The organism is Bartonella sp. SL317 (assembly GCF_059687655.1).
The window spans coordinates 802,740-829,078 of the sequence record NZ_CM185144.1 but is presented as its reverse complement, the minus strand read 5'-3'; the positions used below and the strand labels follow the sequence as shown (position 1 = coordinate 829,078).

Sequence of the window (26,339 nt, the reverse complement as noted above, 5' to 3'; positions counted from 1 at the left end):
TCTTTACTCCTTTTTATGATATTATTTGAATATAGTTACAGTCAAAAATATTCAGTACATGGGCGCTGATAAGTGTGCACTGAATTGTCTAGAAGTTAGGAAAAAATAAAATGGCACGAAAAAAAATAGCTCTCATTGGTTCAGGTATGATTGGTGGTACTTTAGCACATATTATTGGGCTTAAAGAACTTGGTGATGTGGTCTTATTCGATATTGCAGAAGGTGTGCCACAGGGTAAAGCTCTTGATATTGTTGAATCTTCTCCGGTTGATGGTTTTGATGTCGCTTTAAAAGGTGCAAACGCTTATGAAGCGATTGAAGGATCTGATGTTGTTATTGTGACAGCAGGGGTGGCACGAAAACCTGGTATGAGCCGTGATGATCTTTTGGGTATTAATCTAAAAGTTATGGAACAAGTTGGTGCTGGGGTTAAAAAATATGCACCTTCAGCTTTTGTTATTTGCATTACAAATCCTCTTGATGCAATGGTATGGGCACTGCAGAAATTTTCAGGTCTTCCCGCCCATAAAGTGGTTGGTATGGCTGGTATTCTGGATTCAGCGCGTTTTCGTTATTTTTTATCTGAAGAATTTAAAGTTTCTGTTAAGGATGTGAGCGCGTTTGTTTTAGGTGGGCATGGTGATTCAATGGTGCCTTTGGTGCGTTATTCAACAGTTGGTGGTATTTCTTTGCCTGACCTTGTTAAAATGGGTTGGACAACACAGGAAAGAATTGATCAAATTATCCAGCGTACCCGTGATGGTGGTGCAGAAGTTATTGGTTTGTTAAAAACAGGTTCTGCTTATTATGCACCTGCTGCTTCCGCTGTTTCTATGGCTGAAGCCTACTTAAAGGATACTAAGCGTGTTGTGCCTGTTGCGGCCTATCTTTCTGGGGAATATGGTGTTAATGATACCTATGTTGGTGTTCCTGTTGTACTTGGTGCAGGTGGTGTTGAAAAGGTTATCGAAATTGATCTTGATAAAGAGGAAAGAAGTGCTTTTGAGCATTCTGTGAATGCGGTTAAGAAGCTTTGTGATGATTGTATTGCTCTTGTGCCTAGCCTTAAATAAGTAATAAATTAAGAAAGATTCTGTTCATTAAAATAGAGTATTAAAATATTAGAATTTTAAGATTAATAAAATAATCCATAAAAGAAAAGGACAAATGCATGAATATCCATGAGTATCAGGCCAAACGTCTGCTTCATGAATATGGCGCTCCCATTGCAAATGGTGTTGCTGTTTATTCTGTGGAGCAAGCTGAAAAATGGGCAAAAAAATTGCCTGGACCTCTCTATGTGGTTAAAAGCCAGATACACGCTGGTGGTCGTGGTAAGGGGAAGTTTAAAGAACTTGGTCCTGATGCAAAGGGTGGTGTTCGGCTTGCGCAATCTGTTGAAGAAGTTGTTGCAAATGTTCAAGAAATGCTTGGGAAAACTTTGGTAACCAAACAAACTGGTCCAGAGGGTAAACAGGTTAATCGTCTTTATATTGAAGATGGTGCCGATATTGAGCGCGAACTTTATCTTTCGCTTTTAGTTGATCGTAGCGTTGGTCAGACTGCTTTTGTTGTTTCGACAGAAGGTGGAATGGATATTGAAACGGTTGCTGAAGAGACACCAGAAAAAATCTTCACACTACCTATTGATGTGGTAGAGGGTGTTACTTCTGCTGATTGTGCAAGGCTTTGTGATGCATTGGAATTGCGCGATAGTGCACGGGAAGATGGTGAAAAGCTTTTTCCAATTCTCTATAAGGCATTTTGTGAAAAAGATATGAGCCTTTTAGAAATCAATCCGCTTATTGTGATGAAAGATGGTCATTTGCGTGTCCTTGATGCAAAAGTTTCTTTTGATAATAATGCTTTGTTTCGTCATCCAGATATTTTAGAACTGCGCGATCTTTCAGAAGAAGATCCAAAAGAGATCGAAGCTTCAAAGCATGATCTTGCTTACGTTGCTCTTGAGGGTAAAATTGGTTGTATGGTCAATGGTGCGGGTCTTGCTATGGCAACCATGGATATCATTAAACTTTATGGAGCTGAGCCAGCAAACTTTTTGGATGTTGGTGGTGGAGCATCGAAAGAAAAAGTGACAGCTGCTTTTAAGATTATTACGGCTGATCCAAATGTTAAGGGCATTTTGGTTAACATTTTTGGTGGTATTATGCGTTGTGATGTCATTGCTGAAGGTGTGGTTGCTGCTGTTCGTGAGGTTGGTTTAAAGGTTCCCTTAGTTGTTCGTCTTGAAGGTACGAATGTTGAGCAAGGTAAAGCAATTATCAATGACAGTGGTTTGAATGTTATTCCCGCTGATGATTTAGATGATGCTGCTCAAAAAATTGTTGCGGCCGTGAAGGGAGCTTAAGCGATGTCGATTCTTGTGAATAAAGAGACAAAAGTTCTGGTTCAAGGGCTTACAGGAAAAACAGGTACGTTTCATACAGAACAAGCGCTTGCCTATCATGGTACGCAAATGGTTGGTGGTGTTAATCCTAAAAAAGGTGGTGAAACATGGGACGGTTCAAAAGGTGAAACTCTTCCCATCTTTGCGAGTGTTGCAGAAGCAAAAGAAAAAACAGGCGCGGATGCTTCCGTTATTTATGTTCCTCCTGCAGGGGCTGCGGCAGCTATTATAGAGGCTATTGAAGCTGAAGTTCGTTTAATTATCTGTATTACGGAAGGTATTCCCGTTATGGATATGGTTAAGGTAAAGGCGCGATTGGAAAACTCAAAGTCTCGTCTTATTGGTCCTAATTGTCCTGGTATTCTCACGCCGAATGAATGTAAAATTGGTATTATGCCTGGTTCTATTTTTAGAAAAGGTTCTGTTGGGGTTGTTTCACGGTCGGGAACTTTAACGTATGAAGCCGTTTTTCAAACGAGTCAGGAAGGTCTGGGACAAACCACTGCTATAGGGATTGGTGGTGATCCCGTTAAGGGGACTGAATTTATTGATGTGCTGGAAATGTTTTTAGCAGATGATGAAACCCAGTCTATTGTTATGATTGGTGAGATTGGTGGTTCTGCTGAAGAAGAAGCAGCACAGTTTTTGCAAGATGAAGCAAGAAAAGGTCGTAAAAAGCCGGTTGTTGGTTTTATTGCTGGTCGTACGGCCCCTCTAGGACGTACAATGGGACATGCTGGTGCTGTTATTTCTGGTGGTAAAGGTGGAGCAGAAGATAAAATTGCAGCAATGGAATCTGCAGGGATTCGTGTATCTCCTTCACCGTCGCAAATAGGTAAGACTTTGATGTCAGTTTTGAAAGGTTAAAAGAAAAATTCATCTGAATTAAGAAAAATTTCTTAATTCAGATGATAAAGCTTGAGTATAAAAAGGTAAAACTTTTTTGAATGTTCGATCTCTCATCTGCTTTGTAAGCATTTAAAGGTCGAAAAAATATAAGGAGACGGAATAGATGTTCCGGAGAGGTATATGGCAAGGCAGGACGAGATAAATAGTCTTTTTGCACAGACGTCATTTCTTTATGGTGGGAATGCCGACTATATAGATCAACTTTATGCTCAGTATGAAAAAGATCCTACGAGTGTTGATTCACAGTGGCGTGCTTTTTTTGAAGGTCTTCATGATAATAAAGAAGATGTTTTTAAAAATGCTGAAGGAGCAACATGGCAACGTGATCATTGGCCATTAAAAGCGAATGGTGAATTGGTTTCTGCTCTTGATGGTGATTGGTCGTCTCTTGAGAAATATCTTGGTGATAAATTAAAGGAAAAAGCAGCAACAGGGGCTGCACAAAAGGGAAAAACTTCCAGTGAACAAGATATTATTCGTGCAACGCGTGATTCTGTTCATGCCATTATGATGATTCGTGCGTTTCGAGAGCGGGGGCATCTTCGTGCAAAACTTGATCCTCTTCAGTTGGCTGAAAAACTGGAAGATTATAAGGAACTTTCTCCAGAAGCTTATGGTTTTACTTCTGATGATTATGAGCGCCCTATTTTTATTGATAATGTTTTAGGGTTGGAATATGCAACTATTCCGCAAATGCTTGAGATTCTCAATCGTACCTATTGTTCAACAATTGGTGTGGAATATATGCATGTTTCTGATCCTGCCCAGAAAGCATGGCTTCAAGAGCGCATTGAAGGGCGAGATAAAAAGATTGCTTTTTCGCAACAAGATAAGAAAGCTATTCTCAATAAGCTTATTGAAGCAGAAGGATTTGAACAATTTTTAGACGCTAAATATAAAGGTACAAAGCGTTTTGGGCTTGATGGTGGTGAAGCGCTGATTCCTGCTCTTGAACAGATTATTAAATGTGGTAGTGCTTTAGGGGTGCAGGAAATTATTTTAGGAATGGCTCATCGTGGTCGTTTAAATGTTTTGTCACAAGTTTTGGCTAAGCCGCATAGAGCTATCTTTCATGAGTTCAAAGGGGGGTCTTATAAGCCAGATGATGTAGAGGGATCGGGTGATGTTAAATATCATTTAGGAACGACTGCGGATCTGGATTTTGGTGGAAATAAAGTTCATTTATCACTTTTGGCTAATCCCTCTCATCTTGAGATTGTTGATCCAGTTGTTATGGGAAAAGCACGTGCTAAACAAGATCAACTTGTGGGACCTACGCATACTGATTCGCTTCCATTAAGTGAGCGTTCAAAAGTGTTGCCATTGCTTATTCATGGTGATGCTGCTTTTGCAGGGCAGGGCGTTATACAAGAGACTTTTGGTCTTTCTGGTCTTAAAGGTTATCGTGTTGCAGGCTCACTTCATGTTATTATCAATAATCAGATTGGTTTTACAACAGCGCCACGTTTTTTACGTTCTTCGCCTTATCCCTCTGATGTCGCGAAAATGATTGATGCACCCATTTTCCATGTGAATGGTGATGATCCTGAGGCTGTTGTTTTTGTTGCTAAAATAGCAATGGAGTTTCGTCAAATTTTCCATAAACCGGTGGTTATTGATATGTTTTGTTATCGCCGTTATGGACATAATGAAGGTGATGAACCTTCCTTTACGCAGCCGCTCATGTATAAGGCAATTCGTAATCATAAAACAACTCTTCAACTTTATGGTGAACAATTGATAGCGGAAGGAGTGGTTACTTCAGAGGAGATTGAACAACAAAAAAAGCTCTGGCGTGATAAACTTGAAACTGAACTTGAAGCAAGTTCTTCTTATAAGCCTAATAAGGCTGATTGGCTTGATGGAAGCTGGACGGGACTCAAAGCTTTTAGTGATACTGATGAGCAAAATTCTAAAACAACGGGTGTTGAATTAAAAACTTTAAAGGAAATTGGTCAGAAACTTATTGAGATTCCAGAAAATTTTCATGTTCATAAAACTATTCAACGTTTTTTAAATAATCGTGCTAAAATTTTTGAAACCGGTGAGGGGGTTGACTGGGCAACCGCTGAAGCTCTCGCTTTTGGTTCACTTTGTTTAGAAGGGGCGCCGGTTCGTCTTTCCGGTGAGGATGTTGAACGGGGAACTTTTTCGCAACGTCATTCAGTTCTTTATGATCAAGAAAATGAAGCACGTTATATTCCTTTGAATCATTTGCAAAAGGGGCAAGCGCTTTATGAAGTTGTTAATTCTATGCTTTCTGAAGAAGCTGTTCTTGGTTTTGAATATGGATATTCTCTTGCTGAACCACGAGGATTAACACTTTGGGAAGCACAATTTGGTGACTTTTCTAATGGTGCACAGGTCATTTTTGATCAATTTATTTCATCTGCAGAGTGTAAGTGGCTTCGTATGTCTGGTCTTGTCTGTTTATTGCCTCATGGTTTTGAAGGGCAAGGGCCGGAGCATTCTTCTGCACGTTTAGAACGGTTTCTTCAACTTTGTGCGGAAGATAATATGCAGGTTGCTAATTGTACAACTCCTGCAAATTATTTTCATATTTTGCGTCGACAAATTAAGCGTGATTTCCGTAAGCCATTGATTTTAATGACACCGAAATCACTCTTGCGTCATAAGCGAGCTGTTTCTCTTCTCAGTGAGATGGGATCAGAGACGAGTTTCTGTCGTGTATTGCTTGATGATGCAGAACGTCTTAAAGATTCTGTTATTAAGTTGCAGAAAGATAATAAAATCCGTCGTGTCGTTCTTTGTACGGGCAAGGTTTATTACGACCTTTATGAAGAACGTGAAAAAAAGGGTATTGATGACGTTTATCTTCTTCGTGTTGAACAACTTTATCCTTTTCCTGCAAAAGTTTTGGTAAATGTGTTGTCGCGCTTTTTGCAGGCAGAAATTTTTTGGTGCCAAGAGGAACCAAAAAATATGGGGGCTTGGTCATTTATTGAGCCTTATTTGGAATGGGTTTTGACGCATATTAATGCACAATATTCACGTGTTCGTTATGCAGGACGTCCTGCAAGTGCTGCACCGGCCTCTGGGTTAATGGTGAAACACCTTGAACAACTGGCTGCGTTTCTTAAAGACGCGTTAGGTTCTTAATTTATTACTACTCTGATGTATGGAAAAATATTATGACTACTGAAATCCGTGTTCCTACTTTGGGCGAATCAGTTACTGAAGCAACGGTTGGTAAATGGTTTAAAAAACTTGGTGAAGCTGTCGCTATGGATGAGCCTTTGGTTGAATTAGAAACTGATAAGGTAACCGTTGAAGTTCCTTCTCCTGTTGCGGGAAAATTATCTGAAATCGTTGCAAAAGAAGGCGATACGGTTGAAGTGAACGCTCTTTTAGGAGCAGTGGAAGCTGGCCAAGCAGGTACCTCCCAATCATTTTCCCCTTCTGCGACACCTGTTCCAACAGCTTCAGCTGAATCGGAAAAGCCTACGTCGAGCAGTTCCATGCCCCCTTCACCTGCAGCAGCAAAATTGATGGCTGAAAATAATTTTGACAAAAGCGATCTTTCAGGTTCTGGAAAACGTGGACAAATCCTTAAAGAAGATGTTCTTGGGGGATTAGAACAAAAGACAAATGCCCCGACACCTTCTGCTTCTACTGCTGCGACAAGTTCTTCGGCAACTCCTGTTCCAGAAACACGTGAAGAGCGGGTTCGCATGACGAAATTGCGTCAAACAATTGCTCGTCGTCTTAAAGATGCGCAAAATGTAGCAGCAATGTTAACCACATTTAATGAGGTTGATATGTCGGCCGTGATGGATTTGCGCAAGCGTTATAAGGATCTTTTTGAAAAGAAACATGGTATTAAACTTGGTTTTATGGGATTTTTTACCAAGGCTGTTTGTCATGCATTAAAAGAACTTCCTGCTGTTAATGCTGAAATTGATGGAACAGATATTGTTTATAAAAATTATGTCAATGTTGGGATCGCTGTTGGAACAGATAAGGGGCTTGTTGTTCCAGTGGTGCGTGATGCAGATCAAATGTCATTGGCAGAAATTGAAAAAGAGATTGGCCGTTTGGGACGTCTTGCACGTGATGGAAAGTTAGCTGTTTCTGATATGCAAGGCGGAACTTTTACCATTACCAATGGTGGTGTGTATGGATCGTTGATGTCAACACCGATTTTGAATGCACCACAATCTGGTATTTTGGGAATGCATGCGATTAAAGAACGAGCAATGGTTGTTGAGGGCCAAGTTGTGATCCGCCCCATGATGTATTTAGCACTTTCTTATGATCACCGTATTGTGGATGGGCAAGAAGCTGTAACTTTCCTTGTGCGTGTTAAGGAAAGCTTAGAAGATCCGGAACGCCTTGTTCTTGACTTGTAAAATACAGTTTTCAGGATGAAAGGAGAAACGGATGTCTTATGATGTGGCTGTGATCGGAGCGGGTCCAGGTGGTTATGTAGCAGCAATAAAGGCGGCACAACTAGGGCTTAAAGTAGCTATTATTGAAAAGCGTACAACACTAGGGGGAACATGCCTTAATGTTGGTTGTATACCTTCTAAAGCTTTGTTGCACGCTTCGGAAGTGTTTGCTGAAACCCAGCATGGCTTTGAAACGCTTGGGATTTCTATTGGCAAATCTAAGCTTAATCTTGAACAAATGATGGTTCATAAAAAAGCTGTGGTGACAGCCAATACAAGTGGTGTTTCTTTTTTGATGAAAAAAAATAAAGTTGATACTTTTTTTGGAACAGCTAAAATTTTGAGCGCTGGGCATGTGGAAGTTGTTGCTAGAGATGGTAACAAGCAAACAATTGAGACAAAAAATATTATTATTGCGACGGGGTCAGAGAGTTCGAGCATTCCAGGGGTGGATGTTAAAATTGATGAACAGACAATTGTTTCTTCTACGGGAGCCCTTTCACTTGAAAAAGTACCAGCGCGTATGATTGTGGTTGGTGCTGGTGTTATTGGTTCAGAACTTGGATCAGTCTGGAGCCGTTTAGGGGCTAAAGTAACCATTATTGAGTATCTTAATAAAGTTCTGGGCGCAATGGATGGTGAAGTTTCACGGCAATTTCAAAAACTAATGGAAAAACAGGGGATTGAATATAAAACAGGTGCAAAAGTAACAGCTATTACGCAATCTGGCTCAACGGCTCAGGTAAGCTTTGAATCTGTTAAAGAGGGTGAATCTGAAACTTTAGAGGCTGATGTTGTGCTTATTGCGACTGGACGCTCTCCATATACGGAGGGACTTGGCTTGAGTGAGGCTGGTGTTCAGTTGGATGAACGTGGGTTTATCGAAATTGATGCGCATTGGCAAACCAATGTTCCAGGGATTTATGCGATTGGTGATGTCGTAAAAGGACCAATGTTAGCCCATAAAGCAGAAGAAGAAGGTGTTGCTGTAGCAGAAATTTTGGCAGGTCAAAGGGGACATGTTAATTTTGATGTTATTCCTAGTGTTGTTTATACACAGCCAGAAATTGCGAGTGTAGGGAAGACAGAAGAAGAACTAAAAGCAGCAGGTATTGAGTACAATGTCGGCAAATTTCCTTTTATGGCCAATGGTCGTGCGCGCGCGATGCAAAAGAGTGATGGATTTGTTAAAATTCTTGCTGATAAAAAAACAGATCGGGTTTTAGGGGGACATATTCTTGGATTTGGTGCTGGTGAAATGATCCATGAAATTGCAGTTTTAATGGAATTTGGTGGTTCATCAGAAGATCTAGGGCGTTGTTGTCATGCACATCCTACTTTATCAGAAGCAGTCCGTGAAGCAGCTTTAGCAACATTTGCTAAACCGCTTCATATTTAAAAAGCTTTTAAAATTGCACTTTAAAAAGCACGGAAGTTAAAAAAATATTTGTGAAGCATGCAACAATATTTTGGCAGGAATACAACTAATCGTATGAAGTATCCTACTTAATTTGTTGTGTGCTTTTAAATAATTGTTGTTATAGATCTCAGTTGTGCCGTTTTGATTGATTGTTTCGTTGTGCACACTCGTTTAGAGCAGTGGTATTTCGTCTATGTAAAGTTTTACATATGAGTTTTTTTTATACTGAATATTTAGGATAGGGTTTTCAGCCTATTTACGTGCTTTTTTAAGGAAACATCTCTCAAAATCCTAAAACCTGTTTCGTGATAACACTGGTGAATGGTGTAACTATAAAGTTCTTCGTGAGGTATATAAAAACTGTCATTTTTATGCTTAATGAAATGTATAAGTCGGCACTATACTATAAGTTATGTTTATGCGCTTTCAATGTTATATATTTTAACTATTTGAGAGCGTTTATAAAAAATATTTTTCTTGCCTCGTTTTATTTATATGGACTCCCCCATTCGCAACAAAGAAATACTTTTGACTAATTCAATATAAACAGATTTGAAATGAGAGAATTCTACAGTATGAGGGACTCTCATTCAACGTGCAAGACAATAAATTATACTTACAGTTTGTTGTATACTCAGAGCAAAGTTTACTTATAGCGTTCAATGAAGTGGAAAGCCCAAGCGGGAGATATTCAATAAGAAGCTGGGTTATTTACAGGCCATTGTTTATAAAAATGATGTTTTATTATTTTAAATCAATAGTTTATTTATGGCGTAAGATACATGGAGTGTAAAGGAAAGAGGCGTTTTCTTAAAGAAATCGGATTGTTTAATGATTAGCGTTAGCTGAGGATCTTTATTTTTTAAGATCAAGAGGGTGTCAGATATTTTATATTTTACAAAATACCGCTCTTTTAAAAAGAGCGGTATTTATATCTTTTGTTGAGACATTCTCTTTTTGATACCAATAGCAAGTCATACAGTATGATTAAATCAATTCTTTTTATTTTTCTGTTCTGCTTACTGTATTTTTAAAGATGATCTGAATCTTCTTTAAGGGTGTTAAGAAATCGCAATGTTGCCAAAATGTAACGAAGAGCTACAATTTTTGAAAAAATATAATTTCATAAAAATATTAAGTTTGTTCTTACTTGACAGTTTTGTGATAACTTAGAAAGTCAAGCTTATGCACTCTATAGAGATCAATTTAGAACTGTAATTTTTTATCCTCTTCTTGTTCTCTTATAAAGGTGGAAAGCCCCATACGATCGAGATATTCGAGGAAAGGCTGGGGGGGGAGTTCTTCTACATTGACCATCGTTTTAACATCCCATTTGTCTGTGGCAATAAGAAGGGCTGCTGCTGCTGCCGGTACACCAGCTGTATAAGAAATGCCTTGTGCTCCAGTTTCGTGAAAAGCTTGTTTGTGATCGGCTATATTATAGATAAAAATCTCTTTTGGTTTTCCATCTTTTTCACCTTTAATAAGATCTCCAATACAGGTTTTTCCTGTGTATTCTGGGGCGAGAGAGGAAGGGTCAGGTAAGACAGCTTTGACAACTTTTAAAGGGACGACTTCTTGCCCTTCCGCTGTTTTAATGGGCTGTTCCGATAAGAGACCAAGATTTTTTAAAACAGTAAAAACAGTGATATAACGTTCACTAAATCCCATCCAGAAGCGAACATTTTGAACATCAAGATTTTTGGAAAGTGAATGAATTTCATCATGTCCTGTCATATAGGCTTTTTGTTTTCCAACAACGGGAAGATCCCATTCGTGGCTCACTTCAAACATTTTATTGGAAGTCCATTTTTTATTTTGCCAAGACCATACCTGCCCCGTAAATTCACGGAAATTAATTTCTGGATCAAAATTTGTGGCAAACCAACGTCCATGACTTCCAGCATTAATATCAATAATATCAATATCGGTGATTTTATCAAAATAACTTTCATGCGCTAGCGCTGCATAGGCATTAACAACGCCTGGATCAAAACCGGCACCCAAAATAGCCGTGATACCAGCTTTTTCACATTCTTGACGCCGCGGCCATTCATAATTGCCATACCAAGGGGGGGTTTCACAAATTTTAAGAGGGTCTTCGTGGATGGCTGTATCGATATAAGCGCATTTGGTTTCGATACAAGCTGAAAGAACAGACATATTAAGAAAGGCAGAACCAACATTGATGACAATTTCGCATTTGGTCTTTTGGATGAGCTTTACAGTTTCTTCTACATTCATGGCGTTGAGTGCATGACTTTGAAGAACACCTTGTTCTTTCATAGAATTTTTTTCTTTGATGGAAGCAATGATGGCTTCACATTTTTTAAGTGTTCGTGAAGCAATATGAATTTCACCAAGAATACCGTTGTTTTGAGCACATTTGTGTGCAACAACTTGTGCAACACCCCCAGCACCAATAATGAGAATATTTTTTTTCATTGTAGGTTCATCTCCTTTTTAATACTGTTATATGACGTTTTTTTCATGGTTATTTTTATGAGAGGCTTGTCCGATAGTCATCGTAGCTGAATTGGCGTTGCAGCGTTAATGTTCCATCACATTCTTTGAGAACAATAGCAGGCATTGTCACACCATTAAACCAGTTTTTCTTGACCATTGTATAACCTGCAGCATCCTGAAAAGACAGTCTGTCGCCTATTTTAAGAGGTTTTTGAAACCGAAATGTTCCAAAAATATCGCCAGCAAGACAGGATTTTCCACAAATCATAATTTCGTGTTCTCCTTGATTGGGTTCTAATTTGGCATTTTCACGATAAATAAGAAGATCAAGCATATGAGCTTCAATGGAACTATCAACGATGGCAAGATTTTTTTCGTTATACAATGTATCAAGAACGCTAACTTCTAGGGTGGTGCTTTTGGTGATGGCGGCTTCTCCTGGTTCTAGAAAAAGAGTGACACCATGGGTTTTGGAAAAATGCTTTAAGCGTTTTGCAAAAGCATCTAGAGGATAATTTTCAGCTGTAAAATGAATTCCACCACCAAGGCTTACCCAGTCTACGGCAGAAAAAAGCTCTGAAAACTTTTCTTCCATATGCCCAAGCATTTGGTTAAAAAGATTAAAATCAGCGTTTTCGCAATTGTTATGGATCATAAGGCCGTTGATGAGAGGAAGAACTTCTTTAATAGCGCTCAGGTTTGTTTCTCCTAAGCGACTAAAAGGGCGGGAGGGATTGGCAAGGTCAAAATTCGATGCACTTATTCCTGGATTTAATCTTAGACCCCGTTGAATGGTTGTTGTTGCATTAGAAAAACGTTGAAGTTGTTGGATTGAGTTAAAGATAATTTTATCGGCATAACCACAGGCTTCATCAATTTCATGATCGGCCCAAGCAACCGAATAAGCATGGGTTTCTTTACCAAATTTTTCTCTTCCCAAACGCAGTTCATAAAGGGATGATGAAGTGGTTCCATCCATGAATTCAGACATCAAATCAAAAACACTCCATGTGGCGAAACATTTCAAAGCAAGCAAAACTTTTGCTCCTGACATTTCTCGTAAACGAGAAATTGTTTGCATATTTTTGATGAGTTTCGATTTGTCGATAAGATAATAGGGAGTTTGTATCATCATTTATTCATTCTTTTTTGAAGGATCTTATTGCTAAGATCTGCGTTTAGTACAAGGAGTAACAGAATGTCTCAAGAATCTTAAGCAAAGAATCTGTTTCTGTTTAGTAATAGAAAAACTTTCTGTAACGGCTGTTGTTTATTATTTGCTGTTGTTTATTATTTTGAGTTTTGCGTATGAAAAAAAAATTATATTATACTTTAGCTTTTGTATTTATGAGCAGTTTTTTCATGATAACAACCGCTTTTGTTCATTTGGAGCAAAAGAGGAGTGATACTAAAGCTGAACTGGTTTCCCAAGCTTCTGTTCAAGAGCGTTCGATGCCTTTGATTTTTACGGGGCGTAGAGAACTTAATGGTTTTAAGGGTTATCATCATTATCGGCGTGGTTATGTTAAATATAAAGATAATTGGTGGTATCCTAAAGCGGCTTTTGCTACATCATCGCACTTAAGCACAAAAGGCATATCATTAAAAGTTGTATCAGATGCTAAAAGAGTGTTTTTAACGTCTTCTTCAGAAAGTCTAGGAAAAAAAGAGCCATGGATGCTGAAAGAGCATATTGAATCTTGTCGTGTCCGTTATCGCTCTTATCGTAAAAATGATAATAGTTTTCAGCCTTTTCATGGGCCTCGTAAACAGTGTTTATCGCGCTTTTTTAAAGGATAGAAATGATTAAATAAAGTTTTACTTGCTTCTTGTCGTGGGCATTATTGCTCTTACAATAACAAAAAATACTTGTGTGGTGTGCAGAATTTCCATGCAAGCATTGTTTTTTGAAAAATTTAAATACTTTTAAGTTTTATTAAATCTTATTATCATTAAGTGTGAAATAGGGGGGTAAAAATATATTTTTTGTTTTGTCAATGACAAAATATTAAGGGCAGGATGGAGCTGAAAGAATGACAACACGGGAAGCAATGTTGATGTTGCTCATTTTGCTTCCCTTTTGTGGAAGTGCTGTTATTGGCTTTTTTCGTTCGACAGCAAAAAATAATGAAGCGTGGTTTGCTGGGGGCGTTGCTCTCTTTAGTCTTCTTTTTACAATCATGCTTTATCCGGCGATTCGTGGTAATCACATTATCCGTTTAAATATTTCTTGGCTTCCAGAATGGGGGGGGATTTTATCCTCCGGATGGATGGTCTGTCGTGGCTTTTTTGCTTACTCATTACTGGAATTGGGCTGCTTGTCGTTGTTTATGCTCGTTATTATATGGATCCGGCAGATTCTGTACCACGATTTTTTTCTTTTTTTCTAGCCTTTATGGGATCAATGACAGGGATTGTTTTATCCGGTAATCTCGTTTTTTTGGTTGTTTTCTGGGAACTTACCAGTATTTTTTCTTTTTTGTTGATTGGTTATTGGTATCATAATGCGAGTGCGCGTGAAGGAGCGCGCATGGCTTTAACGATTACGGGTTTTGGTGGCTTTGCCCTTTTTATTGGGGTTTTATTGATTGGATATATCGTTGGTAGTTTTGATCTGGATAAAATTTTACAGTCTGGAGATATGATCCGATCAAGTTCGCTTTATATCCCTGCCCTTATTTGTATTTTATTGGGTGGATTAACAAAAAGTGCACAGTTTCCTTTTCATTTTTGGTTGCCTAATGCGATGGCAGCTCCAACGCCTGTATCGGCTTATCTACATTCGGCAACGATGGTAAAAGCTGGATTATTTTTGCTGGTGCGTTTATGGCCCGTGCTCTCTGGGACAGAGTCTTGGTTTTGGTTGGTTGGTTTTTCAGGTCTCTCAACACTTCTTCTTGGCGCTTATTTTTCTATGTTTCAGCAAGATTTAAAGGGATTACTGGCTTATTCAACAATCAGTCATCTTGGATTGATTACCACGCTTTTGAGCCTTGGAAGTCCCCTTGCATGTGTTGCAGCAATTTTTCATATGGCCAATCATGCTACTTTTAAAGCATCTTTGTTTATGGCTGCTGGCATTATTGACCATGAAACGGGAACGCGTGATATGCGGAAGCTAACAGGCCTTTATCGCTCTATGCCGATTACAGCAACTCTTGCTTTAGTCGCAAGCGCGGCGATGGCTGGTGTTCCTTTACTCAATGGTTTTTTATCAAAAGAAATGTTTTTTGCTGAGGCAGTTGAAACGCATATGGAATCATGGCTTGACTGGATTGCTCCTTATGTCGCAACGCTTGCTAGCTTGTTTAGTGTAACCTATTCCATACGTTTTATTCATGGTGTATTTTGGGGACCAAAACCTCATGCGTTACCTAAAATCCCCCATGAACCACCGCGTTTTATGCGTTTACCCATGGAATTTTTGGTGTTTATTTGTTTGGCCGTTGGTATTTTTCCTAATTTAACAATCGGGCCTATTTTAGATAATGCTGTTGTGTCTGTTTTAGGACCGATGACAATCTCCTACAGCTTGGCTGTTTGGCATGGGATTAATACACCATTAATGATGAGTTTGGTGGCTTTATTAGGGGGTGGCTTACTCTATGTTGTCGGGCGGCGTTATTTTTTATCTTGTGATGATGGGGCTCCCTTTTTTCGCCATTTGAAAGGACCGCGTATTTTTGAACGTATTCTTGTGATTATTTCTTGGAAATGGGCACGTGCGGTGGAAGCTGTTTTGTCAACACGCCGTTTGCAAATTCAGTTACACTGGATTTTTGCTGTGTGTTTTATTTTTGTTGGTCTTTTACTTTGGTTTGATGGTTTCATTTCTGCAGGAGGGTTACCGCTTTTTCCTCTTGATATTCCTTTTCTCGCGCTTTGGCTGGTTGGTGGATTGTGCGCGCTTTTAGTCGCTTGGCAAGCAAAATTTCATCGTCTTGCATCTCTCATGCTATTGAGTGGAGCAGGATTGATGACGTGTGCAACATTTTTATGGCTTTCTGCACCTGATTTGGCCATAACGCAATTGGTTGTTGAAGTGGTGACGGCTGTCTTATTATTGCTTGGTTTGCGTTGGTTGCCTAAGCGTGTTTATCATCCTGCTCCAGCGCCTATTCATTTTGGGGTGCGTTTACATCGTACCCGTGATTTTATTATAGCGACTATGGGAGGGGTTGGTGTTGCATGGCTTTCTTTTGCGATGATGACACGTTCTCAAGGGACAACGGTTTCTAATTTTTTTCTGCAAAATGCCTATTCTGGTGCTGGTGGCCGCAATGTTGTGAATGTATTGTTGGTTGATTTTCGTGGTTTTGATACGATGGGAGAAGTTGTGGTTTTGGGAGTTGTTTCTTTGACTGTTTTTGCTCTTTTACGTCGATTCCGTCCTGCTCCTGAAAGTATTGAGCCACCATTTCAACAACGTGTTCAGGAAGCTTTTGATAAGGCACAGCCGGAGCGAAATGTGGGGGATACGGTCTTAAACTATCTTGCTATTCCTTCTGTTATTATGGGGTGGCTCTTTTCGGTTATTATTGCCTTTTCTTTTTATTTATTTGTGCGAGGACATGATCTTCCAGGAGGGGGATTTGTCGGTGGGGTAACTTTAGCAATAGGCTTTATTTTGCAGTATCTTGCACGGGATATTCGTTGGGTGGAAAATCATTTAAGAGTTTTACCTTTACGCTGGATGGGCTTTGGCTTATTGCTATCGCTGGTAACTGGAATAGGGGCTTTATTTGTTGGGTATCCTTTTTTAACATCATTTTTCCAGTATGTTCATGTGCCGTTGATTGGAAAGGTTCCTATAGCATCTGCTTTTTTATTTGATTTTGGTGTGTTTTCTCTTGTGTTGGGAGCAACAGTTCTTATTTTAATTGCACTGGCACATCAATCCATTCGTAGTTATCGAATCGGTAAAAAACCAGCTGTAAAAGAGAAGGAAAATTAATGGAAATTATTCTTTCTTTGGCTATTGGTGTGCTTGTTGGATCTGGAATTTGGCTCATTTTGCGCCCTAGAACTTTTCAAGTCATTTTAGGTTTGTCTTTGATATCCTATGGTGTCAATCTTTTCATATTTGCAATGAGTAGACCAAGGAGTAATGCAGCGCCAATTGTTGATCCTGCTAAAGTGATTAATCCAACAAATTATGTTGATCCTCTTCCACAAGCTTTGGTTTTAACTGCGATTGTGATCGGTTTTGCAACGACAGCTTTATTTTTAGTTATCTTGTTGGTTTCACGTGGTTTGACAGGTTCAGATCACGTTGATGGACGTGAGGTAAAGTGATGGAAGCTTATGTGCATCATCTTATTATTTTGCCGATTCTTTTGCCGTTAAGTACTGGAGCTCTTCTTCTTTTCTATGATGAGCGACATTCAAAACTGAAATCACTTATAAGTATTTTTTCTGCCGCATTGCTCGTTGTTATTGCTGTTTTATTAGTAAAACGTGTTCTTGAAGTTGCACCCGCTGTGGATGTTTATCGGCTTGGTAATTGGCCTTCTCCTTTTGGTATTGTTTTGGTGCTTGATCGCTTAAGTGCTATGATGCTTTTGCTTGCTAGTTTGTTGATCTGCGCGGTGTTGGTTTTTGCACGGGCAAATTGGTATAAAGCGGGTTCACATTTTCAGTCATTGATGCAATTTTTCATGGTTGGAATAAATGGCACTTTTTTAACAGGTGATTTATTTAATTTATTTGTATTTTTTGAAGTGATGTTAACGGCTTCTTATGGTCTTGCTTTACATGGTTCTGGTCCACTACGTGTGCGCGCTGGGTTGCATTATGTCGTGGTTAATCTGGTTGCCTCATCGTTTTTTCTCGTTGGTGCGGCGCTCATTTATGGAATCGTGGGCACGCTCAATATGGCTGATTTGGCTATAAAAATACAATATATAGCCTCTAGCGATATAACTTTGTTCGAAATAGGGGCTGCACTTTTGGGAATTGCTTTCTTAATTAAAGCAGGGATGTGGCCATTGAATTTTTGGTTGATGCCAACTTATAGTGCAGCGGTAGCGCCTGTTGGAGCTTCTTTCGCACTTTTAAGCAAAGTCGGTATTTATATTATTTTACGTTTAACATTGTTATGGTTTGGACCAGAAAGTGGATATTTTAGTCATTTTGGCCAAATGGTTTTGTTTTACGGTGGGCTTGCCACTATGGCTTTTGGTTTTATTGGGGTGTTGGCAAGTCAAGTCTTGGGGCGTTTGGCAGCTTATAGTGTTTTGGTTTCTTCTGGGACATTATTAACAGTAATCGGGATCGGCAATACAGCCCTGATCGCAGGGGCACTCTTTTATATTGTTTCCTCAACTTTGGCGCTAGGGGCTTTTTTTCTTTTGGTGGAGTTGGTTGAACGTTGTCAAGATGTTGCTGCTAATGTTTTGACGGTGACAATGGAAGTCTATGGGGATGATGAAGAGGATGAAGAAGATGAAGTAGGGACTTATTTACCGGTAACTGTGGCAATTCTTGGAGCTTGTTTTGGTCTTTGTGCACTTTTGATTATTGGTCTTCCTCCTTTTTCTGGTTTTGTTGCTAAATTTATGATGTTTGTGGCACTTTTAAATCATAGTAAAGAAAATACTTCTCTACCCGTTTATCACGATTGGCTTTTTATGATTTTTGTTACGCTATCTGGTTTTGCTGCTTTGATTGCGATGACACGAACGGGTATTCGAACTTTTTGGGTTTCTCTCGAAGAGAGGATTCCACGGGTGCAGGTGATTGAATTTGCCCCTGTTGCTGTTTTGCTTGCTTTGTGTTTTCTTATTACAATTGTCGCTGGTCCTGTTAGTCGTTATATGCTTGAAACAGCCAAAACTTTGTATGAACCTCAAAATTATATTGGCAGCGTTTTAGATGATTTTTCCCTTGAAAATAGGGGGATTCATCAGTGAAACAGAATTATTTTTTCCCTTTTTCTAGTGTGGCAATTATTTTTATGTGGCTGATCTTAAATGGCTTTAGTTTCGGTCAATTGCTTTTAGGCGTTATCATTGCTTTGTTTGGGGGCTGGATGATGCGGCTTCTTGAGCCGGAAAAAATAACCATTAAAAGTTGGCGTGCTGTTTTCCAGCTGTCTTTTCGTGTGTTTATTGATTCTATCGTTTCAAATATTGCTGTAGCTTGCTTCGTTTTAACCAAAAGATCTAGAAAACAGCAGTCTGGTTTTATTGTGGTGCCTATTTCGCTTGAAAGTCGTACTGCTTTAGCTGTTTTAGCATGTATTCTTTCAGCAACTCCAGGGACTGTTTGGATTGCCTATAATAGAAAGAATAGTGAACTTTTGCTTCACGTCTTAAATTTTAAAAATGGGTATGATTATCAAAAATTGATCAAACAACGCTATGAGCAATTACTTTTGGAGATTTTCTCATGAGTATGGTTATCCTTTATTGGGGGCTTTATCTCTCGCAGTTTTTTTTAAGTTTAGCGATGATTCTCGCACTATTTCGGATCGTTCGTGGCCCAAGGGCACAGGATAGAATTGTGGGGTTGGATGCTCTTTATATTATCACTATTTTTTTGTTTCTGACCTTTGATATTCGCTCAGGGACAACCATTTATTTTGTGGCAGCGCTCATCGTTGGTTTATTGGGTCCTGTATCAAGTATTGCGTTGGCAAAGTTTCTCATGCGGGGGGAGATTATTGAATGAAGGATGATGTATCGCTTGTTGTTGCTATTGCTGTTACGTTTTTTTTGATCTTAGGATCTGGTCTCACACTGATTGGAATGATAGGGCTGGTGCGTCTTTCCAGTTTTTATAAGCGTTTACATATGATTTCGTTGGGGACAAGTTGGGGTGCTGGCAGTATTCTTATTGCGTCGTTTCTTTATTCAACTTTTGTAGATCATCATTTTGTTTTTCATGAATTTTTGTTGATGATTTTTTTACTTGTAACAATACCAGTCGCTTCAATGCTGGTATCACAAGCGGCAGCTTATCGACATTATTCAGAAAATAAATCAGAAAAACCGCTGGCCCTTTTATCACGTCAGATGAAAAAACAAACACCTTCCTCACAAGAAATGCCGAGTGATACGAGCCAGAGCGATTTTTAAGGGGCCATAAGCTTCTCTATTCTGTTTGTTCTATTTTTTGTTCTTCTACACATTGAATAAGATTTTTTTCTTCTGGATCATTCACGAGATCAAAAAGTGTGGCTTCGTTTCCTTTTGTCCACCATATGTAAGGTCCTGCTACATATTTTGCTCCAGAAGCAGAAATAACATGGGAAGCAATGATGCGATTTCCTTTCCATTTGAAATCAACAAGTGAAATGGTATCCGCATTGAGATAGGTTACTTCAACACGCTCTTTACTTGTTCCTGTCTCGCATTGATAGACAGCAACGGTTGTTGTTGGTTCTGGATCATCTGGGACTTCGATAACTAAAGAGCCTGCAAAGGCGTTGAGTGAACCGAATAGCGGTAGGCCTAAAGCAGCGCACAATCCTATAATAAAAGCAATTTTTTTCATGATATTTCCTCAGTTATTTAAAATAATAACAGTGTTTCATCTTTACAGTGGATGAGATTTTTTCCTTCTGGGTCGTGAAGATGAACATAAAGTATGACTTCATTGTTCGTCTTCCACCAGTCATACCGACCTCCTTCATATTTTTCTGCCGAGGCAGAGATGACCTTAGCAGCAAAGGCACTCGTAGTGATGACATCGTCGCTTTTCCATTTAAAATAAACCTTAGAAGCGATGACGCGCTCGCCTTTCCATTTAAAATCAACCAGCGCAATATTATCAACATTGTAATAAGTTGCTTCGACGCGTTCTGTATTTGCACCCATGTCACATTGATAGGTTATGGTTTGTGTTTCTGGGTCACTTGGCATTTCAATGACTAAAGAAGCAGCTAAGGTATTGCTGACATTGAAAAATAATAAAGAGGAAAAAAATCCTAAGATTTGTAGAGTTTTTTTCATAATGCTTCCCTATATGAAAACTAATTTGTCTTAAATAAGATGGTGTCTACGGCAGGATTCGAACCTGCGACCCCAGGATTCATACCACTTCGATTTTCACCGCCAGCCTTATTGGCTGTTTGTGGTCTGGACTGTCTCTTCACCTTGAAGCTTGCGCTTTTTAGGTGCTGCCCGTTCAGTCTCTACACCTTCCTCTCATGTGAAGAGAGGCTTGGCTCGGGATTGGCATATAGTTGCCCATGAAGCTTTCCCCGAATTTGAGCAGATCCACTTTGAGGATTTCTCCTCAAAGTGCCCAATTTCTTTAGGAATCCTGTGCTCTATCCTACTGAGCTACGCAGACATCATCATAACTATTCCTTTAATAGAAGTATAAAAACGAATCAATTATATTCAATATGAATTAACGAATTTCTGTTAATTTTTGTTCCAAAAAGGATAAAACTGCATCTGGTGGAACATTTTTTGCAATAAATGATTGGCCAAGTTCGCGTGTCAAAATGAAAGTTAAGTTATTTTGTGAAACTTTTTTATCTTGAGCAATGAGAGTCATTAAAGCTTCAGCATCTGGTAATTCTCCTGGGATATCCTTTAACCTTGTAGGAAGACCTACAGATTCAAGGTGTGCTTCGATGCGATGTGAGAGCGTGGGGTCGCTTAGATTCAGTTGCGCAGAAAATTGATGCGCGAGAACCATTCCAATTGCTACAGCTTCACCGTGAATTAAACGCTTTGAATCATAAGCGGTTGCTGTCTCCAGCATGTGTCCAAAGGTATGTCCAAGGTTTAAGAGTGCGCGTTCTCCTTTTTCGTATTCATCACGTGCTACAATGGCAGCTTTAAATTGGCATGAGCGAACAATGGCTTCTATTCGCGTAGGACCATTGGAGAAAATTTCTTGTCCATTTTTTTCAAGCCATGCAAAGAAATCAGGTTGGTTAATGAGTCCATATTTAACCATTTCTGCATAACCTGCGCGAAATTCACGTGGTGGCAAGGTATCAAGAACAGATGTATCAGTAATAACGCATTGCGGTTGATAAAAAGCACCGATAAGATTTTTGCCATATCGGCTGTTGATACCCGTTTTTCCACCAATAGAGGAATCAATTTGTGCAAGAAGTGTTGTGGGCATTTGAATGAAGTTCATACCACGGCGGATCATACTGGCCGCAAATCCTGCTAGATCGCCAATGACACCGCCACCAAAAGCAATAACACAGTCACCTCTTTCTAAACGAGCTGCAAGAATTTGATCGATGATAGTTTGCAAGGTTGAAAATGATTTTGATTGTTCTCCCGCTTCTACAATAATAGGAACAGTATGGATTTTATTTTTTGTGAACTCTGCTTGTAATGGATCCAAATGAAGAGATGCAACATTAGTATCGGTGACAATTGCCAAACGCGTTTGATGAAAATCTTTTTTCTGAAGAGAAATCTTAATCTTTAAAGCAGCTTGCGCAATAAGATCTGGGCCAATGATGATATCGTAACAGTGTTTGTCTAATTTAATGCTGACGGTTTTGGTTTGCATGCTTGTTCTTTCTATCTTTATTTTTTTGTATGGAGGTAGTGCTGTAGAGATCGTATGACATTTTTTGCTACGCTGTGAGGACTTTCTTTATGACTGTTAATTGTTATGTTTGCTGTTGCATAGAGAGGATAACGCTGTTCCATGAGTTTTTGCATCGTTTCTTTAGGATTTGCTGTTTGAAGAAGCGGTCGTGTTGGACGCTTGGAAACGCGTTGCATAAGGACATCGAGATCTGCTTTAAGCCAGATAGATATTCCATTTTTATGAAGAGCTTTTTGTGTATCTTGATTTATGTAAGCACCACCACCTGTTGCTAAGACAAGAGGGCGTTGTTTTATGAGGTTGAGAATAACACGTTGTTCAAGAGTACGAAATTCCGCTTCACCATAGATTTTAAAGATTTCTATGATAGACATTTGTGCTGCTTTTTCGATTTCTTGATCAGAATCATAAAAGGGTAAATCAAGCATGGTGGCAACACGTTTTCCAATGACTGATTTTCCTGCTCCCATAAGACCAACAAACACAATAACTTGGTTATTGAGAGATGATAAGAGTTGTCTCTTTATCTTTGATAAGGGGGGATGTTGGGGTCGATTACTTTTCATGGCTTATTTCGGCATTTATCTAATTTAGAGTCAATTCCTGTTAATCTTTATAATGTAGGATTTAAGCGATAGAATATTTTGGAAAAAGTTTATTATTTTATGCCAACATTAACCAGACTTTTAATGATTCTTTTCATTTTTCTTACTCTTTCCTTTGGTATAATGATCGTTCTTGTGGTTTTTGTTGAACCTGTAACTGTGGATATATCTGTTGATGTCCCTTTGGATTCACAGAATCATTCCTTGGGAATGAATCGATGAACAGTAACCTTGTGATAGAGCGTTTTCTTGAAATGATGAGTGCTGAGCGAGGCGCTTCTGCCCATACACTTGTGGCTTATCAGCATGATTTACAGTGGACGCAAGACGAATTGTCTTCGCATTCTGTTTCCCTCCTTTCAGCACAAAAGGAAGATTTGATTGGTCTTTTGTCGCTCATGCATACATTGGGTTTTGCTGAAACTTCACAAGCACGCCGTTTATCGACGTTGCGTCAATTTTATCAGTTTCTTTATGCAGAAGGATTAAGAGAAAATGACCCTTCTCATGATATTGATGCCCCTCGACAAGGGCGCCCTTTGCCTAAAATTATCAGTGAAGATGTAGTGACAAAATTTCTTGATTTGGCGGAAGTAGAGGTTAATCAAGCAGATTATGGATCTAAGGATTATCTGCGTGCATTGCGTCTTCAGCTGTTGAGTGAAATGCTTTATGCAACGGGATTACGCATTAGTGAGTTGGTGAGTTTGCCCGTGCAGGCTGTTCGGGGGAAAACATACAGTATTGTGGTTTGCGGTAAGGGAAAAAAAGAACGAATGGTGCTTTTATCAAAAAAAGCCTATCATGTTCTTTTGCAATGGTTGGATTTGCGTGATAAAGGGAAAGATGCGAAAAGTCTTTATCTTTTTCCGGCGCATTCAGAAACAGGGTATATTGCGCGTCAAGTTGTTGCACGGGAACTGAAAAATCTTGCTAAAAGAGCTGGAATAAAAAGTGAAAGCTTTTCTCCCCATGTATTGCGCCATGCTTTTGCTAGCCATCTTTTGCAAAATGGTGCAGATTTGCGTGCCGTTCAACATTTGTTAGGTCATTCTGATATTTCTACGACTTAGATTTATACCCATGTGTTGGAAGAGAGACTTTATCGTCTCGTTAATGAGCATCATCCTCTTGCCGATGCGCAAAAGGCTCGTTAAAGAAAAGGTGATGTTTTGAAAAAGACTTTATAAAGCAAATTATAAGTGTATAAGTGACACTGAGTGAGTTGATACAAATGTATAATTATCTTGATTTTGAAAAACCAGTTGCTGATCTTGATGGAAAAATTCTTGAATTGAAAAAAATTTCTCAGGAAAAAGGCAGTCTTGATATGAGTGACGAGATTGCGCGTCTTGAAAAACGTTCCCAAACGGCATTGCGCGATATTTATAAAAAATTGTCGCCGTGGCAAAAAACACAAGTTGCTCGCCATCCTGATCGTCCCCATTTTATGGACTATGCCAAACGCTTATTGAGTGATGTTACAGCTTTGGCAGGAGATCGAAAATTTGCTGAAGATGAGGCTATTCAAGCCGGTTTTGCACGCTTTAAGGGAGAAGCAGTCGCTTACATCGGTCAAGAGAAAGGTCACGATACGCAAACACGTTTGCGCTATAATTTTGGTTCTGCACGGCCAGAAGGATATCGTAAAGCTGTCCGTATTATGGAAATGGCGGATCGCTTTGGTTTACCACTCCTTACTTTTGTCGATACGGCAGGCGCTTATCCTGGGGTAAGTGCTGAAGAACGCGGGCAAGCAGAAGCCATTGCTCAATCAACGGCAGCAACTTTGCGTCTAAAAGTTCCAGTTGTGTCTGTTGTTATTGGAGAAGGTGGTTCTGGGGGGGCGATAGCAATTGCGGCAGCCAATAAAGTTTATATGCTGGAACATGCGATTTATTCTGTTATTTCTCCAGAAGGAGCAGCTTCTATTTTATGGCGTGATCCAACCCGTGCAAAAGATGCTGCAATGAATATGCGTATTACTGCCCAAGATTTGTATCGATTAAAGATTATTGATGGCATTATTTCGGAGCCTTTAGGAGGAGCCCATCGTGATAAAGAAATTGTCATTGATTCAACGGGTGAGACTATTTCAGAAGCTTTAAAAGCGATGGCAGGAAAAGATGGGGAAGTTCTTAAACAAGAACGAAGGGAAAAATACCTTCAAATTGGTCGTTCATTAGCATAAATCATCTTGTGTGAGGGGTGTTGGATTGGAGTTTTTTAATGACACTTAACAGATTCATCGCTGTGTGTGTGTTGTGTGTGATGGGAGTATTGACGGCCTGTGAAGGAAGATTGCCAGCTTCTATTCGTGCTAAAGCTGAGCAGCCTCTTCCGAAAGAAATCCAGAATAGAATGGCTTTATACGATATTGATCTCTATGCACCCATTGTGATGCGATTTTTTAAGGAAGAAAATGTTGCTGAAGTTTGGAAGCAGTCTCGTTCAGGGCCTTTTATCTTGGTTGCTCGCTATGGTATTTGTAAATGGTCCGGTAAGCTTGGACCTAAATATAAAGAAGGGGATCTTCAGACACCGGAAGGTTTTTATACAATTACTGCAAATCAAATGAATCCTTATTCAAAATATTATCTTTCTTTTAATATAGGATTTCCTAACCTTTATGATCAGGAAAATGGTCGTACAGGAAGCAATCTTATGGTGCATGGTTCTTGCTTTTCTGCCGGTTGTTATTCTATGAGTGATAGGAATATGGCTCAGATTTATGCGTTTGCACGGGATGCTTTTAAAGGAGGACAAAGAGCATTTCAGCTACAGGCTTTTCCTTTCCGCATGACCGAGGATAATATGTCACGTCATCGCAATGATCCTCATTACCAATTCTGGGTTATGCTTAAGGAGGGTTATGATTTTTTTGAAGAAAATCATCAACCCCCAAACGTTGAAGTTTATGGAAAACGTTACATTTTTAATCGTGATATTGATAAAACTTCAGTTTCTCTAATGAAATGAGTGTTATTCTATTCTGCCATACCGTAAAAAACATCGCTTATGATGGCGGCGATATAGAACACGAAAAAATTTTACACATGAGGTGTTTAGGGGAGACGTCTATATTTTAAAGTACGGAGTTTTTTAATAGAGCTTTGTATCAGTTAATTAAATGAAGTGTGAGGACCAAGCGGAATTGGCTCAGAAAAGAGGCGTTTTTGCACATCAATATCGGTGGAAATCTTGGTTTTTTAGTGAAGAGTTAGTTAACATAACATGCATCTCTCTTTGTATTTTTTTATATGATGTAAAATATTATTTTGTCATACTCATAACGGAAATTATGCATTGCATTACGCTTTTGTTTAATAGAGCTACGCTTCTCGTTTAAAACAAAGTGCTCTAAATAGAATATGTAGCTTCTTCACGTACTTTCTTTAAAGAAACACTTCTCAATGTATGTCATATCCATTTTATGATGGCTCTGGTTGAGGATATAAAGGTAAAACCATTGAGTTTTCTGCCTTTACTCTTAATTAAAAGCAAACCGATATCATCCTATATTCTCTAGTGCTTAATGCTACAAAAGCTTTTGGTGTTTGAGATAATTCATAAAAATGCCTCTAATGAAT

Annotated in this window: 19 protein-coding genes and 3 pseudogenes; 16 read left to right on the top strand and 6 right to left on the bottom strand. The window is 39.1% G+C overall.

The features are described 5' to 3' along the window. Positions 1 to 110: 110 nt before the first annotated feature. The 6 genes from mdh to lpdA all read left to right on the top strand — a co-directional run bounded on the left by mdh (position 111) and on the right by lpdA (position 9,124). Positions 111 to 1,073 carry a malate dehydrogenase gene (mdh, locus tag AC6ER9_RS03935; protein WP_497075078.1) on the top strand — a complete coding sequence of 321 codons (963 nt, stop codon included), beginning with the start codon at positions 111 to 113 and terminating at the stop codon, positions 1,071 to 1,073. Positions 1,074 to 1,171: 98 nt separating this feature from the next. Continuing rightward, the gene (sucC, locus tag AC6ER9_RS03930; RefSeq protein ID WP_497075077.1) at positions 1,172 to 2,368 is read left to right on the top strand and encodes an ADP-forming succinate--CoA ligase subunit beta; all 1,197 of its coding nucleotides are present in this window, start codon (positions 1,172 to 1,174) and stop codon (positions 2,366 to 2,368) included. Between the two features lie 3 nt (positions 2,369 to 2,371). Beyond that, a complete protein-coding gene (gene sucD, locus AC6ER9_RS03925) occupies positions 2,372 to 3,274 on the top strand; it encodes a succinate--CoA ligase subunit alpha (protein ID WP_497075076.1) in 903 nt (300 codons plus the stop codon). A gap of 162 nt (positions 3,275 to 3,436) precedes the next feature. After that, positions 3,437 to 6,436 carry a 2-oxoglutarate dehydrogenase E1 component gene (locus AC6ER9_RS03920; RefSeq protein WP_497075075.1) on the top strand — a complete coding sequence of 1,000 codons (3,000 nt, stop codon included), beginning with the start codon at positions 3,437 to 3,439 and terminating at the stop codon, positions 6,434 to 6,436. Positions 6,437 to 6,468: 32 nt separating this feature from the next. Further along, positions 6,469 to 7,686: a 2-oxoglutarate dehydrogenase complex dihydrolipoyllysine-residue succinyltransferase gene (gene odhB, locus AC6ER9_RS03915; protein WP_497075074.1), complete on the top strand. Its 1,218-nt coding sequence runs from the start codon at positions 6,469 to 6,471 to the stop codon at positions 7,684 to 7,686. A gap of 31 nt (positions 7,687 to 7,717) precedes the next feature. After that, positions 7,718 to 9,124 (top strand): dihydrolipoyl dehydrogenase, encoded by a 1,407-nt coding sequence (lpdA, locus tag AC6ER9_RS03910; RefSeq protein ID WP_497075073.1) that lies wholly within the window; start codon positions 7,718 to 7,720, stop codon positions 9,122 to 9,124. Positions 9,125 to 10,351: 1,227 nt separating this feature from the next. Here lpdA and AC6ER9_RS03905 read toward each other — a convergent pair. After that, entirely contained in the window at positions 10,352 to 11,590 is a 1,239-nt protein-coding gene (locus tag AC6ER9_RS03905; protein WP_497075072.1) for a saccharopine dehydrogenase family protein, read from the bottom strand. Positions 11,591 to 11,645: 55 nt separating this feature from the next. Further along, a complete protein-coding gene (locus AC6ER9_RS03900) occupies positions 11,646 to 12,743 on the bottom strand; it encodes a carboxynorspermidine decarboxylase (RefSeq protein WP_497075269.1) in 1,098 nt (365 codons plus the stop codon). Positions 12,744 to 12,913: 170 nt separating this feature from the next. Between AC6ER9_RS03900 and AC6ER9_RS03895 the strand changes: the two genes are divergently transcribed. The 7 genes and pseudogenes from AC6ER9_RS03895 (at position 12,914) to mnhG (ending at position 19,689) form a co-directional block, all read left to right on the top strand. Beyond that, complete coding sequence (locus AC6ER9_RS03895; RefSeq protein ID WP_497075071.1) at positions 12,914 to 13,411, top strand: BA14K family protein; 498 nt, start codon at positions 12,914 to 12,916, stop codon at positions 13,409 to 13,411. Between the two features lie 233 nt (positions 13,412 to 13,644). Further along, positions 13,645 to 16,565: pseudogene (locus tag AC6ER9_RS03890) on the top strand (monovalent cation/H+ antiporter subunit A). Beyond that, complete coding sequence (locus tag AC6ER9_RS03885; RefSeq protein ID WP_497075070.1) at positions 16,565 to 16,906, top strand: Na+/H+ antiporter subunit C; 342 nt, start codon at positions 16,565 to 16,567, stop codon at positions 16,904 to 16,906. The pseudogene AC6ER9_RS03890 and the gene AC6ER9_RS03885 overlap by 1 nt, the downstream one beginning before the upstream one ends. Further along, positions 16,906 to 18,522 carry a monovalent cation/H+ antiporter subunit D gene (locus AC6ER9_RS03880; protein ID WP_497075069.1) on the top strand — a complete coding sequence of 539 codons (1,617 nt, stop codon included), beginning with the start codon at positions 16,906 to 16,908 and terminating at the stop codon, positions 18,520 to 18,522. The genes AC6ER9_RS03885 and AC6ER9_RS03880 overlap by 1 nt, the downstream gene beginning before the upstream one ends. Then, the gene (locus AC6ER9_RS03875; protein ID WP_497075068.1) at positions 18,519 to 19,004 is read left to right on the top strand and encodes a Na+/H+ antiporter subunit E; all 486 of its coding nucleotides are present in this window, start codon (positions 18,519 to 18,521) and stop codon (positions 19,002 to 19,004) included. The genes AC6ER9_RS03880 and AC6ER9_RS03875 overlap by 4 nt, the downstream gene beginning before the upstream one ends. Continuing rightward, a complete protein-coding gene (locus AC6ER9_RS03870) occupies positions 19,001 to 19,282 on the top strand; it encodes a K+/H+ antiporter subunit F (RefSeq protein WP_497075067.1) in 282 nt (93 codons plus the stop codon). The genes AC6ER9_RS03875 and AC6ER9_RS03870 overlap by 4 nt, the downstream gene beginning before the upstream one ends. Continuing rightward, complete coding sequence (gene mnhG, locus AC6ER9_RS03865; protein WP_497075066.1) at positions 19,279 to 19,689, top strand: monovalent cation/H(+) antiporter subunit G; 411 nt, start codon at positions 19,279 to 19,281, stop codon at positions 19,687 to 19,689. Before AC6ER9_RS03870 ends, mnhG begins: the two co-directional genes overlap by 4 nt. A 16-nt stretch (positions 19,690 to 19,705) precedes the next feature. Here the strand turns inward: mnhG and AC6ER9_RS03860 are convergent, their stop codons facing one another. From AC6ER9_RS03860 to AC6ER9_RS03845, 4 genes and pseudogenes are all read right to left on the bottom strand, one after another. Beyond that, on the bottom strand, positions 19,706 to 20,107 hold the full coding sequence (locus tag AC6ER9_RS03860) for an MliC family protein (protein ID WP_497075065.1): 402 nt from the start codon (positions 20,105 to 20,107) through the stop codon (positions 19,706 to 19,708). 17 nt (positions 20,108 to 20,124) lie between these two features. Next, positions 20,125 to 20,565: an MliC family protein gene (locus AC6ER9_RS03855; protein WP_497075064.1), complete on the bottom strand. Its 441-nt coding sequence runs from the start codon at positions 20,563 to 20,565 to the stop codon at positions 20,125 to 20,127. 403 nt (positions 20,566 to 20,968) lie between these two features. Beyond that, entirely contained in the window at positions 20,969 to 22,102 is a 1,134-nt protein-coding gene (aroB, locus tag AC6ER9_RS03850) for a 3-dehydroquinate synthase (RefSeq protein WP_497075063.1), read from the bottom strand. Then, positions 22,077 to 22,710, bottom strand: a pseudogene (locus tag AC6ER9_RS03845) (shikimate kinase). The gene aroB and the pseudogene AC6ER9_RS03845 overlap by 26 nt, the downstream one beginning before the upstream one ends. A gap of 257 nt (positions 22,711 to 22,967) precedes the next feature. Here AC6ER9_RS03845 and AC6ER9_RS03840 point away from each other — a divergent pair. From AC6ER9_RS03840 to AC6ER9_RS03830, 3 genes and pseudogenes are all read left to right on the top strand, one after another. Then, positions 22,968 to 23,906, top strand: a pseudogene (locus tag AC6ER9_RS03840) (tyrosine recombinase). A gap of 77 nt (positions 23,907 to 23,983) precedes the next feature. Then, positions 23,984 to 24,940 carry an acetyl-CoA carboxylase carboxyltransferase subunit alpha gene (locus AC6ER9_RS03835; RefSeq protein WP_497075062.1) on the top strand — a complete coding sequence of 319 codons (957 nt, stop codon included), beginning with the start codon at positions 23,984 to 23,986 and terminating at the stop codon, positions 24,938 to 24,940. 38 nt (positions 24,941 to 24,978) lie between these two features. After that, positions 24,979 to 25,728 (top strand): L,D-transpeptidase family protein, encoded by a 750-nt coding sequence (locus AC6ER9_RS03830; RefSeq protein ID WP_497075061.1) that lies wholly within the window; start codon positions 24,979 to 24,981, stop codon positions 25,726 to 25,728. The last annotated feature ends 611 nt before the right edge of the window (positions 25,729 to 26,339 follow it).